The 15,823-nt window shown below is 37.1% G+C and carries 14 protein-coding genes and 1 tRNA gene; 1 reads left to right on the top strand and 14 read right to left on the bottom strand.

Features of this window, described 5'->3' with window-relative positions:
* Positions 1–484: 484 nt before the first annotated feature.
* The 5 genes from P856_RS02440 to P856_RS02420 all read right to left on the bottom strand — a co-directional run bounded on the left by P856_RS02440 (position 485) and on the right by P856_RS02420 (position 4,345).
* Positions 485–558: transfer RNA gene (locus P856_RS02440), tRNA-Pro, on the bottom strand.
* A gap of 521 nt (positions 559–1,079) precedes the next feature.
* Positions 1,080–1,382, bottom strand: a complete 303-nt coding sequence (locus P856_RS02435; protein WP_025300588.1) for an integration host factor subunit alpha — start codon at positions 1,380–1,382, stop codon at positions 1,080–1,082.
* 99 nt (positions 1,383–1,481) lie between these two features.
* Positions 1,482–2,486 carry a beta-ketoacyl-ACP synthase III gene (locus tag P856_RS02430; protein ID WP_025300587.1) on the bottom strand — a complete coding sequence of 335 codons (1,005 nt, stop codon included), beginning with the start codon at positions 2,484–2,486 and terminating at the stop codon, positions 1,482–1,484.
* Positions 2,483–3,544, bottom strand: coding sequence for a phosphate acyltransferase PlsX (plsX, locus tag P856_RS02425; RefSeq protein WP_025300586.1), 1,062 nt, complete (start codon positions 3,542–3,544; stop codon positions 2,483–2,485). The genes P856_RS02430 and plsX overlap by 4 nt, the downstream gene beginning before the upstream one ends.
* Before the next feature lie 537 nt (positions 3,545–4,081).
* A complete protein-coding gene (locus P856_RS02420) occupies positions 4,082–4,345 on the bottom strand; it encodes a hypothetical protein (protein WP_025300585.1) in 264 nt (87 codons plus the stop codon).
* A 684-nt stretch (positions 4,346–5,029) separates the two neighbouring features.
* On the opposite strand from P856_RS02420, the gene P856_RS02415 reads away from it, so the two are divergent.
* Positions 5,030–5,461 (top strand): outer membrane protein assembly factor BamE, encoded by a 432-nt coding sequence (locus P856_RS02415; RefSeq protein ID WP_158380573.1) that lies wholly within the window; start codon positions 5,030–5,032, stop codon positions 5,459–5,461.
* A 1,102-nt stretch (positions 5,462–6,563) separates the two neighbouring features.
* Here P856_RS02415 and P856_RS02410 read toward each other — a convergent pair.
* The 9 genes from P856_RS02410 to rpiB all read right to left on the bottom strand — a co-directional run bounded on the left by P856_RS02410 (position 6,564) and on the right by rpiB (position 15,430).
* Positions 6,564–7,742, bottom strand: coding sequence for an MFS transporter (locus tag P856_RS02410; protein ID WP_025300583.1), 1,179 nt, complete (start codon positions 7,740–7,742; stop codon positions 6,564–6,566).
* A 538-nt stretch (positions 7,743–8,280) separates the two neighbouring features.
* Positions 8,281–9,282 carry a thiamine-phosphate kinase gene (gene thiL / locus P856_RS02405; protein ID WP_227028655.1) on the bottom strand — a complete coding sequence of 334 codons (1,002 nt, stop codon included), beginning with the start codon at positions 9,280–9,282 and terminating at the stop codon, positions 8,281–8,283.
* Positions 9,283–9,314: 32 nt separating this feature from the next.
* On the bottom strand, positions 9,315–9,806 hold the full coding sequence (gene nusB / locus P856_RS02400; RefSeq protein WP_025300581.1) for a transcription antitermination factor NusB: 492 nt from the start codon (positions 9,804–9,806) through the stop codon (positions 9,315–9,317).
* Positions 9,803–10,249 (bottom strand): 6,7-dimethyl-8-ribityllumazine synthase, encoded by a 447-nt coding sequence (gene ribH / locus P856_RS02395; protein WP_025300580.1) that lies wholly within the window; start codon positions 10,247–10,249, stop codon positions 9,803–9,805. The genes nusB and ribH overlap by 4 nt, the downstream gene beginning before the upstream one ends.
* 12 nt (positions 10,250–10,261) lie before the next feature.
* A complete protein-coding gene (ribB, locus tag P856_RS02390) occupies positions 10,262–11,401 on the bottom strand; it encodes a 3,4-dihydroxy-2-butanone-4-phosphate synthase (protein ID WP_227028654.1) in 1,140 nt (379 codons plus the stop codon).
* Positions 11,402–11,415: 14 nt separating this feature from the next.
* Positions 11,416–12,045, bottom strand: a complete 630-nt coding sequence (locus tag P856_RS02385; RefSeq protein ID WP_025300578.1) for a riboflavin synthase — start codon at positions 12,043–12,045, stop codon at positions 11,416–11,418.
* Positions 12,046–12,049: 4 nt separating this feature from the next.
* Entirely contained in the window at positions 12,050–13,177 is a 1,128-nt protein-coding gene (ribD, locus tag P856_RS02380; protein ID WP_081713430.1) for a bifunctional diaminohydroxyphosphoribosylaminopyrimidine deaminase/5-amino-6-(5-phosphoribosylamino)uracil reductase RibD, read from the bottom strand.
* A gap of 407 nt (positions 13,178–13,584) precedes the next feature.
* Positions 13,585–14,889, bottom strand: coding sequence for a serine hydroxymethyltransferase (gene glyA, locus P856_RS02375; protein WP_025300576.1), 1,305 nt, complete (start codon positions 14,887–14,889; stop codon positions 13,585–13,587).
* Between the two features lie 70 nt (positions 14,890–14,959).
* Positions 14,960–15,430: a ribose 5-phosphate isomerase B gene (gene rpiB / locus P856_RS02370; protein WP_025300575.1), complete on the bottom strand. Its 471-nt coding sequence runs from the start codon at positions 15,428–15,430 to the stop codon at positions 14,960–14,962.
* Positions 15,431–15,823 lie beyond the last annotated feature (393 nt).

The following is a 15,823-nucleotide window of genomic DNA, read 5'->3' as shown; positions in this document are numbered from 1 at the left end:
GATTAGAATAACTAGCAAATTTAATATGGAAAATAACATAATAACAGAACTTTTAATTTTTTAAATTAAACTAGATACTACCTAAAGTGTACTAAAAGCATTTTAATTAGACATGATAAAATATCAGTTAGGATATAAAAATTATGATTCTCTACAATATAAATCATAGCAAATTAATAAAGAATTAAAGCTTTTGATAAAATAATTTTTTAAAGGATTAGCGCTTTGTGAATCTAGATATGCTAATTAATAAATATTCTAGGCCAATAAAAACAGAAGTGACGTAAAAAATTAAGTTATTATACTAACATTTATGCCAATAAGCGTAACTTAATTTACTTTTATCAACTATTTTAATGAAATAGTTTGTTGAAAATAATACTAATATACAATTATTTAGCTCGATAAGAGTAATATCAGGCTAACCTCAATATTAATTGAATAAAACTATGATAAAATAAAACTTAAATAAATTAAAAATAAATCGGAGCGGTGGGATTCGAACCCACGACCACCACACCCCCAGCGTGGTGCGCTACCTGGCTGCGCTACGCTCCGAGCTACTGGAATATAGGTAATCTAAAATAGCCAGAACATTAATAGTTATTTTTAAACTTTTATTAATAGTTATTTTTAAACTTTTATTTTTCCATGTAGTCAATTATTATTGACCGTAATCTTTAGCCGTAAAAATGATATTTAATTTGATATTGCGATATTATTCTATTCTTTTTAACATAACTTTTTGTATGTTTAAAAATTTATTAATCAACTCAATACTTAGTTATATCAACTACGAATACACAATCATGAGTACATAAGATTTTTAATATTATATAAAATAACCACGCTTTATAATCATTTCTGCTATAATAGCTATACAATAAAATAATAAGCTATTGCTTTGCATGTATTATACCAGATAAGTTTTACTTTACCTTAAAAATCTATATCACAATCTTGATAAATGCAAGATTGTACGCAATCGCATCGATTATAAACAATATAACGGTTATTTATTATCTATGTTTTATAGATAAATTCTTATACTTAAGGTAATATTTTATATTAATTTGGATTTATTCTTCTGAATCTTGGTTGATCTTGTTTTTCAAGACATGAGATGGACGAAATACTAGAACGCGGCGAGGGAGTATTGTAACTTCCTCACCTGTTTTCGGATTTCTGCCTATTCTTTTTCTTTTTTGGCGAACTGAAAAGCTGCCAAAAGAAGATATTTTAACTATTTCTTCGCGAAGCAAGGCTTCAATAATTGCCTCAAGAACTGATTCGACAAGATCTGCAGATTCATTTCTGGAAAGAGCTACTTCTTGGTAGACGGCCTCGCTCAGATCAGCTCTAGTGATAGTTTCGCCTGTCATTTATATCCTCATTTTAATAAAAATTTTAACGCAAACAAAATAAAGCCTCAATTAATTCGGTGATTTAAGAGATTGATAGAAAGTTAGCTCTGAATTATTTTATTTACTATAACACCAAGAATGTACTGGGATACCAAAACGAACAACTCCTGCACCCCACGCAAGTCCTCCACCGATAGCACTTAGCAACAACAAATGTCCAGCGCAGACCCGACCGTCACGTACAGCTTCATCTAATGCTAATGGAAGCGAGGCTGCTGAGGTATTAGCGTGACGTGCGATAGAGACGAGTACTTTTTCAGTTGGTATTTTCATACGGTTGATTATGGAATCAATGATCCGTTGATTGGCTTGGTGTGGTATCAGCCAATCAATATCGTTGGGAGATAAACCGTTAGCTTCCAGTGATTCATCTATTACACTAGATAGCTTAGAGACTGCATGGCGAAAGACTTCTTTCCCGTTCATTCGTACATGACCAACGGTCTTTGTCGCTGAAGGACCACCATCGACATAAAGAATATCGCGTTTACATCCATCAGTATGTAGGTGAGTAGAAAGCACACCCCAGCTATCCTTGCTATTAGCATCTATGACTCGTAGTAGTACTGCTCCTGCTCCGTCGCCAAACAGTACGCAGGTAGTTCGGTCTTTCCAGTCAAGCAGACGTGAAAAAGTTTCTGCGCCAATTACTAAGGCTGTGCTGCCTTGCCCTGCCTTCAGGAAGTTATCTGCTACCGCAATAGCATAAATAAATCCTGCACATACTGCCTGTATATCAAAAGCAGCACCATTAAAAGCACCAAGTTCTTTTTGCACTTTAGTTGCTGTCGCTGGAAAGGTATCGTCTGGGGTTGTTGTAGCTACAACTATTAAATCGATAACCTTAGCATCAATTTTAGCCATCTCAAGAGCATGTCTGGCTGCTTTGATAGCTAGGTGACTAGTAAGTTCTTTGTCATCAGCAAAATGGCGTTGTCGAATACCAGTGCGTTGACGAATCCAGTTGTCAGAAGTGTTCACCCATGCGCATAGTTCCTCATTAGTGACCACGCGCTCTGGAAGATAAGATCCGGTCGCGATCATTATGGACCGTTTTATCATGCTGTTGTCGCCAATTTTGATTGCTCTTCTGGTAAATCAAAATCGTTATTGATCAACTCTTCACAAACTTTCTCAAGAAATCTATAACGTTTCATATCGGCTGCTACACCAATAGCGTTAGCGAACCCAAGAGCATCAGTACTACCGTGGCTTTTTACAGCAATGCCATTAAGGCCTAATACCATTGCACCGTTGTATCGTCGTGGATCTATACGTTGACGTAGTTGCTTGACAGCGCTACGTACCAATAGGTAGCCAATTTTTGACAGCAAAGAATTATGAAACGCGTCGCGCAAAAACTGACTGATTAGTTGCGAAGTGCCTTCTGCAGTTTTTAAGGCAATATTACCAGAAAATCCATCAGTGACAATTACATCTACTGTACCAGCCGGTATGTCGTCTCCTTCGACGAATCCATAGAATTCGAATGGCATGTTAGTCATTCTTTGTAAGGTAGCTGCTGCCTCACGAACGCAATTGTTACCCTTTTGCCCCTCAATACCTACATTTAAAATGCCTACAACTGGTCGCCTCAGTCCTAAAACGGTTCGTACAAATATTTGTCCCATAATAGAAAATTGAACTAAGTTCTTCGCATCGCAGCTAATATTAGCTCCGAGATCTAACATTACACTTTCGCCGTGCTTAGTAGGAAAAAACCCCGCGATCGCGGGTCGATCGATTCCTGGCATTAACCTTAGCACTTTTTTGGAAATAGCCATCAAAGCGCCGGTATTTCCAGCCGATACAACGCAATCTGCCTTACCATTTCCGACCAAATCAATTGCTAAACTCATGCTAGAGCCTTGTCCCTGGCGGAGTGCCACTGATGGTTTTTCTTCATCAGCAATAACTTTTTTTGTGTGTATAATCTCTGGAAAATGTTTTTTCAGACGCTTAGTGGTTTTTAAGAGAGATAATATCAGTGCTTCGTCTCCTACTAAAATGATCTTAAGATCTGGGCTTCGTTCCAACGCTATATCGACACCTTGAACAATCATTTCAGGTGCTTGGTCACCTCCCATAGCGTCCAATGCAATTGTTAAGCCGTTTGACACTAGGCAATCCTCATTGTCATTTTTTAAAAGTTCCTAGCATTACGGATCTATGAACATCGATCGAATAAACTTTGATATTTTTGTCGGCGTCGTGCATCAATATTTTTTTGCAAATAATTCCCTATTCTACTTTAGCAATTGGCGAACCAGTCATGTTTTTAGGTTACATGAAATGCGGCTAACAAGTAAGTATATGGTGTTTTAGATATCACAGTTTTTTTAGCAAAGCTAGAGATGCGCAGAGTAAGGTTACAGAATATGTATTTTTATTTCTTTATTTTTTGCACTAATATTCTCAACTTCGATTCTCCAATTACCAGGAATTGTACGTTAATATGAATTAATCAAATACATACAATTTCGGCTATAATTTACCATACGTAGAGAAATTCTCCTTCTAAGATTTCTGGATTTTTAGCGACTCCTTCAAGTCCAACTTATAACTTATCGAGGTTGATTTGATCAAACAGCTTATTTATTTGATTTGTTAATTCACTAGCAATTGATTTTAGGATAATCATATACTACTGCACAATGTTAACAAATAACATGCTTTTCATTTCGATCCAACCTGTATCCTTCCAACCTGTATCCTTGTGCCGGCATATTTTCGATATGGTTATCGATGATAAAAGCTTTAGTAATCTGAAATGCTTTGCTAGGACAAAAAGCTCCTGATTCATTTGCTTCGAAAGCGATATTTCTAGTCTCTTGATTGATTCGAATAAGTAGAATAGCTGGCATTAGTAGTTTATTAACAGAAGATATATCGTCAGATCTTTTTATATACAAACAGGCCATGGTATTTACATGTACTTAGCATACTGAAAGGTATATATCATGCTTTTAGCAAGCATGTTTGATTCCGAATAGCTACTGTTTAATAACTATATTTGTAAAAAAGTTTTCCACATGGCATTCTTTTTACTGGTCGGAATAATAGTTAGATGGATATTACCTCTTAAATAAGAACATAACGTCATAAGTAATTTTATTATTATAATTCTAAAATCACTTCTCTCCTCTCCATGATAACTGCACGGTCTCATCTATTGCTAATCTAATCGCTTAATCATATCTATGTTTAGATAGTCAGATTATAAATAGGCTATTTATCTGTAAGCCTTGCGTTTACTGCCCTTGTATTAAGGTGCTATAAGCCGATAGATAGTTAAGAATCAGGTACAAGGTTTGAGTAGCTTGTAATCATTATTTGAGAAAATTAGTGAATTAGACTCATAAAAATTTAATACTAATTGTTAACTTTAGCAATTTTTACTTGGATTGTTTATGTGTCTTTTCAAAATAAGATTTTAGCATAATATACAGAATTGTTGCTGTTAATAGCATTTATGATTATTCTTATTTTAAAATGATTAATGTTTCCTCATGCTACACTGGATTTGCAGCTTATTAATTTCGATTGAAGCTATAGAAGTAATATTTACTAAATTGAATAATTCAATCGATTTGTTTATTATGCGAATGTATCGTATTGCTGCACTTGTTAGCGCTGTTTTAGCTGTTATAGTTGCTGGATGTAGCCCGCAAATTGAAAATCACGGTAACATGCTAGACATAAAAGCTCTAGCTAGCATTAAGTTAGGTCGTACGCGGCAATCGGAAGTTTTTGACTTATTAGGTTCGCCTTCCAGCTATGCTAATTTTGGTAAGAATTCGTGGTATTACATTGGCCAACGTACCGAACGTCAGGCTTTTTATAAGCCAGAAACGATCGAACGACAAATAGTTTGTGTTAATTTCGAATCTAATGGATTGGTGAAGTCGGTTAAAGTACTAGACTTGAATGATAGCAAAAAAATTATTAGTCTGCAGCACGAGACTCCAACTGCTGGACAAAGCATTACTTTGCTTAAGCAGCTTATCGGAAATATAGGACGCTTTACCCCCCGATGAATAAAGTCAATATAGCTTTTTAAACTGTAACTTAATCTAACTAAGGTTTATCTTTAGATGTTTTTAGCAAATTACTGCGTAGAACTTAAAGCGTGTGCTATGCTAATTTTGAATCTAAAGTAACAAATGCCTTGTAAACAATTTATACTTTTAGACTGTAAAAGTAGATTCAACATTTCATAGCTTGATTTTAAGGATTGCAGAAATTAAAAAATCCTTTTTAGAAGATAGCATTTAACTAAAAATTATCTTCATTAAAGTACTTTTATTACTACAATAAATTTTAGATTTTAGTTATAAATTAACACAATTAAATCTTGTTCAGAATGCTATTAGCCTTGCTATTTATCTCAATATTTGATAATTCTCTAATGATTATATTAGTATTTAATTAAAAAACATTAACTAACCTAATTTCAGGTTACTTTATAAAGGCTTTCGTATCTTTTTTTGACAAGTACTACTCTCTTCAGAGAAGAACTAAATTTAAAGTGCGGTCATGATAATACGTTCAATAAAATGTTAAATTTTATAGGAAATTAGCGTACTTTTACACTATTTTTCCTAGAAATCTAAAATACACTGTTTTAATATTTTACTGTGGCTTTCCAATAGCAGGTCAAGGATATTTACCTAAGAAAAAATTTAATATTAAATGACATAATTCAATATTTTTCTTAAGTTTTATTTTAAACAAGATCAGAGATATCTAATTTATATATCGCAATACCATATTATGTCAGAGATTAAAATTTAGTTCTCATTTTATAATTCTTGAATCACTAATTGATAGCGTACAGTATTCTTTCTTCCGAAAGATGATAACAAAGATGTCTAGCGTAAATTGGTTAATTTTTAGTAATTTGATACTATAAGTCAAATAGATATTCCGCAGAAAAGCATTTATTTTTTATGCATTTTACACATGACTTTGCAATTCATAATTATTCTGCGTAAGTTATTCGCATTAGGTTGTTAAGCTTAATTTTACTAATTAGTAAATAGAATTCATATGACAGCAAAATAATTCTTATTTAAATATGTATCATAAAGTCTCAGGAAAATATTATTCAACGATAACAGATATATTTATCTTATTGATTTAACTATTAGAGAAGCTACTGTACCATATTACAACTATTCCTGCAAAAACTATAAATGGCAGAATACAAATATTAACTGCCTGCCATCCAAACGTATGGCTGATGTAGCCCGATGAGAATGTAGCGAATGTAGAAGCTGAAAATATCAAAAAATCAGCGAAACCTTGAATTTTTTCACGTTCATTGATCTTATATGATTCAGTAAGAAGAGTAGTACCACCTATAAATAAGAAATTCCAAGCGATACCCAACAAGATCATTGAGGAAAATAATTGGAGTAATTTGACTTCTGAGAAGTTAATTGCAATACAAATAAGATAGGTAATTACTCCAGTTAGCATGATGCGAATTACCCCTAATCTATTTATCAGTGAGCCAGTAAAAAATGATGGCAAGAACATACCAATTGAGTGCCACTGGATTACAGATGTTGACTGACGAAAGGAAAATCCACATTTTTCCATAACTAATGGTGCAGAAGTCATAATAAAAGTCATACTGCTATATCCTACCATAGCACTAATGACAGCTACAAAAAATACAGGTTGACGGACAATTTTCATTAAAGGACGGCAAGACTGAGACTTGATTATTACATTAGGTCTTGGTATACGTAAAAAAGTAAGAAAGAGAAGAGTTATTGCCTGTAAAGCCGCGATAGCTAAAAAGTTTCCGGCAAACATAATCGGCGCAAACCAGTCGTACGAAGCTTTTGCAATTTCTGGCCCTATTATGGCAGCTAACACTCCTCCAGCCAAAACTAATGAGATTGCCTGCGATCGAAAATTACTAGTAGTAGTATCAGCAGCAGCGTATCTGTAGAGCACGGTGAAGCCGTGAAATGATCCAATTAGGGTAGAAGCTATGCAGAATAATAAAAAATTTACTGAGAATATCGCTGAAATCCCGATAAATGCCCCGGTCATACCGATAAAAACACCAGTAATAAAGCCGAAACGTCGGCCAACATAACGCATATATAAAGCTGCTGGCATAGTGGTCAGGGTTGCTGCAGCAGATTGAAGAGTGAGTGGAAGTGTAGCATACATTGGATCAGATGCTATGTTTCTGCCGCATAACCCTGTTACAGCAATAGTTATAGTTATCGAGGACATCGACAGTGCTTGGCAAATTGTTAATAATGCTATATTTTTGATAAGTGGATTAGCGAATAACATTCAGGATTTTATGGACGCTAAAATTTTTGGTTGGTATTTAATACATAGCAATGAAAATACATAGCAATGAAAAGATAAATTTTTGCCATCTAAAATTACTTTCGTGCATACTAATTTAGTACTGTTATAATTGCACTAATTTTATTAGTAATAAAAAATGTTACTTAGACAATAACCCTTTTTACAATTTCACAATTATGTAGTAGATAAATTGATGACTGAGTTTAATTCATAAAATGCTGAATAATTTAAAATTATTTGTCAGAAATACATAATATTGACAATTAGCCAAGAATAGTTGTGGATCTAATTTTTAATTTTAAAATTAATAAGCTGTTAGTTGGATAGTATTGTGTGCTTAGGTTTAACTTGAAGATTAGCTTGATGAAAATAGAGTAAGTATTTTGCTTTTACTCAAAAAAAATTGTAATGGTAAAGACAATTAAGTATTACTTTTTTAAAGTAAAATATTAATTTCTCAGACAGAAAATCGAGATTGCTTTAATATAGTTATAATTTTCTAGTTATTAAATATTAATCAAAAATGAGTCCATCCTGGTTCTATCAACAAGTTAAGTTTAATACCATTATGGTCCAAAACATCAACACCCTCGCCTGAATCTACCCGGCCTATACGAGTGATCGGTATATCTAATTCGTATCCTGCCTGCTTTATTTTTTGTATAGCTTCAGGTTCGGCGGTGAATAACAATTCGTAATCATCACCACCCGTTAGAATTAACTCAAACATTTCTGAATGATCTGCTATTATGCGAGAAACCGATTCTGAAATTGGTAATGCGCCTCCATCAATAACTAACCGGCACTTGGACTGATTCGCTATATGGCTAGCATCTAGTATTAACCCGTCTGAAACGTCAATAGCGGCAGCTGCAATTTCTGATAATCGGCAACCAAGCGATATACGCGGTTGAGGTAGACGATAACGACCTGCAAGGTCAGAGTATTGTTTAGATAGTATTCCCTTGGCTACTTGTAGGCCAAGCGCACCGTCACCGATAGTGCCACTGATCCAAAGATCTTGCCCTGGCATAGCTGCAGAGCGACGTAACGCCTTAGCTTTATTTGTGATTCCAAAAGCAGTGATTGCCAAAGTTATAGGTCCATCCGTAGATACACTATCTCCGCCAATAAGGTGTATCCCGAATTCTGCTTGATCAATCGTTAGTCCGTGAGATACTTTTTCTAGTAAGTAACACGAATCTGATAAATCCCTGTTCAATGCTATGGTAAGTGTGTACCCATATGGTTTAGCTCCCATAGCAGCTAAATCTGATAAAGTTACTCGTAATGCTTTACGAGCAATCAGTTCAAATGGATCATTTGGCAAAAAATGCACGTTGCATACTATAGATTCAACGGTAACCACCCATTCTTGGTGCGAGTCAATCGTAGGAAGGATAGCAGCATCTTCGAGTAATCCGAATGTACCTGGCGCATCTTTGGCAAGGGGCGTAAAGAATTTAGCGATTATATCGAATTCATCTATTAAATCATTTTTTTTACTCAAAGTGTTCAATTCAGACCTCCGACTTTATTATTTGATATATTTTATATTTCGCTCTTACGCACTAATCGTGCAATTTGGTCTAGTACAGCATTCACTAACGCTGGTTCGCGAGCAAAGAAAAAATCACGACCAATTTCTACATATTGGGTGATTATAACCTTTGCTGGAATGTCGCTAAATGAGAGCAGTTCACAAGTACCTAGTCGTAGAATAGAGCGTAAGAGCACTTCCAAGCGATGAAGAGTAAAATCAGGTTCTAGCGCAGTTATTAGAATAGGATCGAGGGTTGGCGTATCATGAACCGTGTTGATTACTAACTTTTTAAAAAACAAAGCATCAACTTGCGATGAAGTATCGTAGTCATTAATGCTAGCAAAACTGAAAGAAAAGAAAGCTTGCACTACTTCATGTGGAGACGACTGAGTAATTTCTATTTCGTACATAGCCTGGGCGGCAGCTAGACGTGATAATCTACGAGCTAAAGTTCTGCTATCTCTACGTTCATCGTTTAAACATCGGATATCGGTGTTCATGTTATTGAGAATCGACAACGCAATGATATCATTTTCATACAAGCTTCTGCAAATTCCTTACCTTTATTTTTCCCATTTTCTATTTTAGCGCGTTCCCAAGCCTGCTGAGCGTTTTCTACAGTCAATATGCCGTAAACAATCACTAAGTTATTGCGTAAAGACAGCTGCATAATACCGCGCGCACTTTCGCTACAGATATAATCGTAATGATTGGTTTCACCACGGATTACACAACCCAAGGGTAAATAACCATCATATGATACTCCTCCTTTTAAAGAGCTTTGAAAGGCCATAGAAATCGCTCCTGGGATTTCAAAAGCGCCAGGTACAGTGATTTGATCATATTTAACGCCTATCATTTGCAGGTGCTGAACTGCGCCACGTAATAGCTCATTGACTATTTCTTCATAAAACCCAGCTTTAACTATTAGTATTCTATGCATATTTACATTCTTTTATTTGTCTACAGTTATTGAACGTTGTTCGACAACTTTTAGACCATAGCCGTCTAAACCGATAATTGTGCGTTTAGTATTGGACAATAGGATCATATAGTTTATCCCTAAGTCTAGAAGTATTTGTGCGCCAACCCCGTAGTCACGAAGTTCTTCGTTGGTTGTACGACCTTCTGCTTCTGCACGCAATTTGTCATGTACTAGGTCTGACAATGAAGTAGCACTTGGTTCGCGGATCAGCACGACAACACCACGTCCGACATTACCGATTAGTGTCATTGCAGACCCCAATATGCCGTCACGATTACCAGCATCATTGCCTAGTACATCTTCAAGAACGTTAAGCGCATGCATGCGTACTAACACAGGAGTTTTGGTGGTTATGTCACCCTTAACAAGAACAACATGTTCAGCATAGCTGATCTTATTAGTGTAAACTATCATACGCCAGTCGCCTCCAAACTTGCTATGCAATGAGGTTTCCACTGCACGATCAACAATACTTTCAGTTCGTCTGCGATAAGCAATAAGGTCGGCAATAGTGGCAATCTTCATCTTATGAAACCGGGCAAATTTCATAAGATCTGGCAGCCTAGCCATAGTGCCATCATCATTCATAATTTCGCAAATAACACCCGAAGGGTTTAATCCAGCCATACGGGCAATATCTACTACAGCTTCAGTATGCCCAGCTCGTACCAAAGTGCCTCCTTCACGCGCCATAAGTGGTAAAACGTGACCTGGCGTGACTATATCTTCACGTCCTAACTGTACATCGATGGCAACCTGGATAGTATGGGCACGATCATGAGCTGAAATACCTGTAGTAACTCCGTTTCTCGCCTCAATTGAGACTGTAAAGGCAGTTTTATGCCTTGTTTCATTGCGTGAGGACATTAGAGGTAAGCCAAGCTTATCTATCCGCTCTCGTGTTAAAGAAAGACAAATTAGCCCGCGTGCATGCTTTGCCATAAAATTGATAGTTTCCGGAGTAGCCATTTCAGCGATTATGCAAAGGTCACCTTCATTTTCTCGATTTTCGTCATCTATCAGTATAAACATCCGCCCGGAACGAGCCTCTTCCACTACCTCATCTATAGTAGATAGCACGCCTGGATAAACTTTTAATGGATATAGCATTCGCTGATTGGACATCACGATTTAATTGTTGGACTGACTAGCGAAGACATTAGCACTGTTCCTGTTTCAGCTAAACGAGTAACGTATCGCGCAAGCAAATCCACTTCCATGTTCAAATTATCACCTACCGATCTATCGCAAAAAGTTGTGTTATTCCAAGTGTAATTAACCAAGTTTAGACAGAAATTTCTTCCATTAATTGAATTTACTGTTAGAGAAACGCCATCAAGGCATATTGAACCATTTGTAGCGACAAAAGCACTCAAGTATTCTGGCGCCTCTACAGATAGTCGATAACTGTTATCTTCTCGCTCGATTTCGAGAATTTTTGCTAGCCCATCTACATGGCCAGTAACTAAATGCCCCCCTAATCTGGAAGTTAAAGTCATAGAGCTTTCTAAATTGATTCGCATGCCTTTAACCCAACTACCGATTGTGGTTTTAGATAAAGTTTCTGTAGATACATCGACTGTAAAACTATCTTTATTATTCTCAATCACTGTAAGACAGACTCCACTACAGGATATGGAATCGCTAATAGCCATACAATCCATCTTCTTCTTAGTCTCTATCACCAGGCGCGTACCCCTCCGCTGTTCAAGCGAACTTAAGTAGCCAACATTTGTAATTATTCCTGTAAACATAAAATCAGATTAGACGCTCCGGTCGACGTAGAATTTCTAGAGTATCTGCCCCAAGCTTTTCTATTCCTTCTGAAACGAAACGCGGGGCTTCTTGCAAATCCATAACAGAAAGACCTTTTAAAGATGCCCTCCCGTCGCCTATTGTTATGGGTGATCGAAATAATGCTATGATATCAACTACTTTGTGCTGAATAAATTCACCAGCAACAGTAGCCCCTCCTTCCACTAGGAGATTATTGATGCCGCGTTGTGCTAGTAGCGACATAATGACATCAACTGCTGGCCGAGAATTTTTATCGCTTATATCAGGTAGTACAGTCACACCACAAGCTTCCAGCTTCTCGCGCTTTTTAGGGTTCGTTTTTGTACCGCAAATCACCCAAGTTGGAACTTGTTTAGCAGTAGTAACAAGCTTAGCCGAATGAGCAATACTTAAATTACTGTCAAGCACTACGCGTACAGGTGATTGTGCTTCTAGCCCAGGCAAACGACAAGTGAGCTCCGGATCATCAGCTGTAGCAGTCCCTGAACCGATGAGAATAGCGTCGTGTTTGGCACGAAGTAAATGCCCCCTTGCGCGCGCTGTTGAACCACTAATCCAGCGGCACGAACCCGCAGCTGTAGCAATACACCCATCTAAGCTGGTGGCAAGTTTTAATGTTACAAGCGGTCGACCGATTTTCTTGCGATAAATATATCCAGCGATAACTTTCTGGGCCTCTACCAAGGACACCCCGGTTATCACTTTAATTCCAGCTGAGGTGAGCATTGCAAATCCGCCGCCATTAACTCGACAGTCTGGATCGTTCATGGCTAAAACAACACGAGTTACTCCTGCTTTGATTAAGGCTTCAGAACAAGGAGGAGTTTTACCCCAATGAATACATGGCTCTAAAGTTATATAAGCAGTTGCCCCTAAAGCTTTCTGCCCTGCTCTTAGTAAAGCATTAGTTTCTGCATGTGGTTGACCGCCATCAGAAGTACGGGCCATTGCTAGTATCTCGCCGTCGCGGACTAATACGCATCCTACAGACGGATTATCCCCTGTTCGTCCCAATCCCCTCCGAGCAAGACGTAAGGCAATCCTCATAAAACATTTGTCAGCTATGTTGATGCAGGAATCTAATGTCATAGCAACCTACGGATTAGATTGGCAGTCAATAGCTGATTAATGCGTTTTTGATATTGATTTTTCAATGAAGTATCTAAAGCTCTGTAAATCGTGGAGTATTGTACAATCTGTATAGTCACAACTTTAAATAAGTTAAGAATAATTGACAAAATTAGTCAATTATTCTTAAAGGCATTCAATACTTACTAAATCTGCTAAGGGGCTCTTGCAGAGCAATTCCTATCAATTTGATTTACTTGTTTCTATATTAATCTATAGCGTGCTTTTTCTTATTCAGCAGTTATTTCACAAATTTTTATTCAGCTTAAAAACTGCTTGATTCAGTGCCGAACCTTAAACAAGATTGGCGATCTTTAATACTTTTGTTCTCTATTAATGACAATACTGCATTCTTTGCATGAAACATGCTAATAAAATGAATAGATTGGAAATCTATTGCATAAGGCTTCGACTTTAGTTAGAGCTTCTGCTTCCATTTGGCTATTTCCATTTGCGTTGTTGGCTAGACCGTTTATTACTTGACCGATAATTCTACCAACTTGACGGAACTCTTCCAAGCCAAAGCCGCGAGTTGTAGCTGCTTGAGTACCAAGACGCACACCGGAGGTAACCGTTGGTTTATGATGATCGAACGGTACACCGTTTTTGTTACAGGTAATGCCGACACGTTCCATGGCATGTTCCGCATCAAGACCGGTTAGATTTTTTGATCGCAAATCAACTAAAATTAAATGAGTATCTGTTCCTCCTGACACAAGGTTTAGTCCATGATCTTTTAATACTTCTGCTAGCGCTTCAGCGTTATCAACCACAGCTTGAGCATATGTTGTAAACTCAGGCTGAAGCGCTTCTCCAAAAGCTACAGCTTTGGCAGCGATGACATGCATAAGTGGTCCACCCTGCAAACCAGGGAAAACAGCAGAGTTGATCTTTTTCCCAATGTTTTTGTCGCGAGATATTATCATCCCACCACGTGGTCCACGCAAGGTTTTGTGAGTAGTTGTGGTTACAACATCTGCATGGGGTACAGGGCTAGGCATAACTCCAGCAGCAACTAAACCAGCGAAATGAGCCATGTCGACCATAAAATAAGCACCTATGCTATCTGCAATCTCTCGAAAACGTACGAATTCGATTTTGCGCGAATATGCCGAACCACCAGCAATTATCATAGCAGGCTTATGGGTTTTAGATAAATCCTCTACCTGATCGTAGTTGATCAGTCCATCTTTTTTAGATAAACCATAGCCTATAGCATTAAACCATTTACCTGATAAGTTTGCTTTTGCCCCATGTGTCAAATGACCGCCAGCATCAAGTGACATTCCTAGGATCGTATCTCCAGGTTTAAGTAAAGCTAAAAAAACAGCTTGATTAGCTGCAGCACCGCAATGAGGCTGTACATTTACGAAAGAGGACTTAAAAAGTTTTTTAGCTCTATCAATTGCTAGCTGTTCAGCTATGTCGACAAATTCGCATCCGCCGTAATAACGCTGATGAGGATAACCTTCAGCATATTTGTTAGTTAGAACGGATCCCTGCGCCTGCAGTACAGCGCGAGATACAATGTTTTCCGATGCAATTAGCTCAATTTGAGATTGCTGACGGAATAATTCCTTAGAGATTGCATTATTGAGTTCAATATCTTTTTCGGCTAAACTAGCAGCAAAAAAGTTCGTTGCTTCTGTGCGAGGATTTATTGTTAGAGTCATGAAGAGATCGGCCTCCTTAGGAGCTCAAAATAATTAAACGTGATTTAAGAAGAGTCGAACGTATTATAAGTTAAAGCTGTTCTTTAACGTTATTGAGGTTTGGCGGGTTAGTCATTTTTACTAACCGTTTAGTATGGCGGTGGTCACAAAAATAAGTAGTAAGAAAAGCTTCAAGACAATCCCGTGCGACCTCTATGCCAAGTAGTCTGGCCCCTAGAGCTATCACGTTAGCGTCGTTATGTTCTCGACAAAGTCTTGCAGTTGTTACGTCGTGACACAAAGCAGCTCGTACCCAGGGATATCGATTGGCAGCAATGCTGATTCCTAGCCCCGTGCCGCACACAAGGACCCCACGTGATGCTTTTCCGTCCAACAATGCTTGCGCTACAGCTACGGCAAAATCTGGATAATCGACAGAAGTTGTACCGTTAATTCCAAGATCGAGTACTTCGAATTCTTTTCTGCGCAAAAAGTTTGCTAGATCTGACTTTAACGGGAAACCAGCATGATCTGACGCAATGGCAATCGTAGCAGAGCTCATCGTGTAAAGATCCTAATAAATTAAAAGTTAGCATTACCCAATATAATAGCTTGAAACACCAAAAGTAGCGCAATAACCTCTAAACCAAAAGTAGCGCAATAACCTCTAAATTAAAACAGCAAAACTCAGATAATGAATTTTGCTGTTTTAATTACCACAATCCGTTAACTTCTAAATCAAGAATTATTTTCCTAAAAATATACTAAGGCACCATAAATAATAGAAAATAAAAGCACTCTGCACCCTAAATATTTTAGGATATATTTAAGGCACCCCAAAGATTTAAGAATAAAAAATATACTAAGGCACCATAAATAATAGAAAATAAAAGCACTCTGCACCCTAAATATTTTAGGATATATTTAAGGCACCCCAAAGATTTAAGAATATATT

Origin of the sequence: Candidatus Endolissoclinum faulkneri L5, from assembly GCF_000510265.1 — a bacterium.
GTDB lineage: Bacteria > Pseudomonadota > Alphaproteobacteria > Thalassobaculales > Thalassobaculaceae > Thalassobaculum > Thalassobaculum faulkneri_A.
The sequence above is the reverse complement of the archived record's forward strand: the minus strand, read 5'-3'. Positions and strand labels throughout refer to the sequence as shown.

What these genes read in the sequence shown, in the direction of transcription:
- P856_RS02435 (WP_025300588.1), bottom strand. Translation starts at nt 1,382, where the DNA reads ATGACAGGCGAAACTATCACTAGAGCTGATCTGAGCGAGGCCGTCTAC.
- P856_RS02430 (WP_025300587.1), bottom strand. Translation starts at nt 2,486, where the DNA reads ATGATAAAACGGTCCATAATGATCGCGACCGGATCTTATCTTCCAGAG.
- P856_RS02420 (WP_025300585.1), bottom strand. Translation starts at nt 4,345, where the DNA reads ATGGCCTGTTTGTATATAAAAAGATCTGACGATATATCTTCTGTTAAT.
- P856_RS02415 (WP_158380573.1), top strand. Translation starts at nt 5,030, where the DNA reads ATGTATCGTATTGCTGCACTTGTTAGCGCTGTTTTAGCTGTTATAGTT.
- P856_RS02410 (WP_025300583.1), bottom strand. Translation starts at nt 7,742, where the DNA reads ATGTTATTCGCTAATCCACTTATCAAAAATATAGCATTATTAACAATT.
- nusB (WP_025300581.1), bottom strand. Translation starts at nt 9,806, where the DNA reads ATGAACACCGATATCCGATGTTTAAACGATGAACGTAGAGATAGCAGA.
- ribH (WP_025300580.1), bottom strand. Translation starts at nt 10,249, where the DNA reads ATGCATAGAATACTAATAGTTAAAGCTGGGTTTTATGAAGAAATAGTC.
- ribB (WP_227028654.1), bottom strand. Translation starts at nt 11,401, where the DNA reads ATGCTATATCCATTAAAAGTTTATCCAGGCGTGCTATCTACTATAGAT.
- P856_RS02385 (WP_025300578.1), bottom strand. Translation starts at nt 12,045, where the DNA reads ATGTTTACAGGAATAATTACAAATGTTGGCTACTTAAGTTCGCTTGAA.
- ribD (WP_081713430.1), bottom strand. Translation starts at nt 13,177, where the DNA reads ATGACATTAGATTCCTGCATCAACATAGCTGACAAATGTTTTATGAGG.
- glyA (WP_025300576.1), bottom strand. Translation starts at nt 14,889, where the DNA reads ATGACTCTAACAATAAATCCTCGCACAGAAGCAACGAACTTTTTTGCT.
- rpiB (WP_025300575.1), bottom strand. Translation starts at nt 15,430, where the DNA reads ATGAGCTCTGCTACGATTGCCATTGCGTCAGATCATGCTGGTTTCCCG.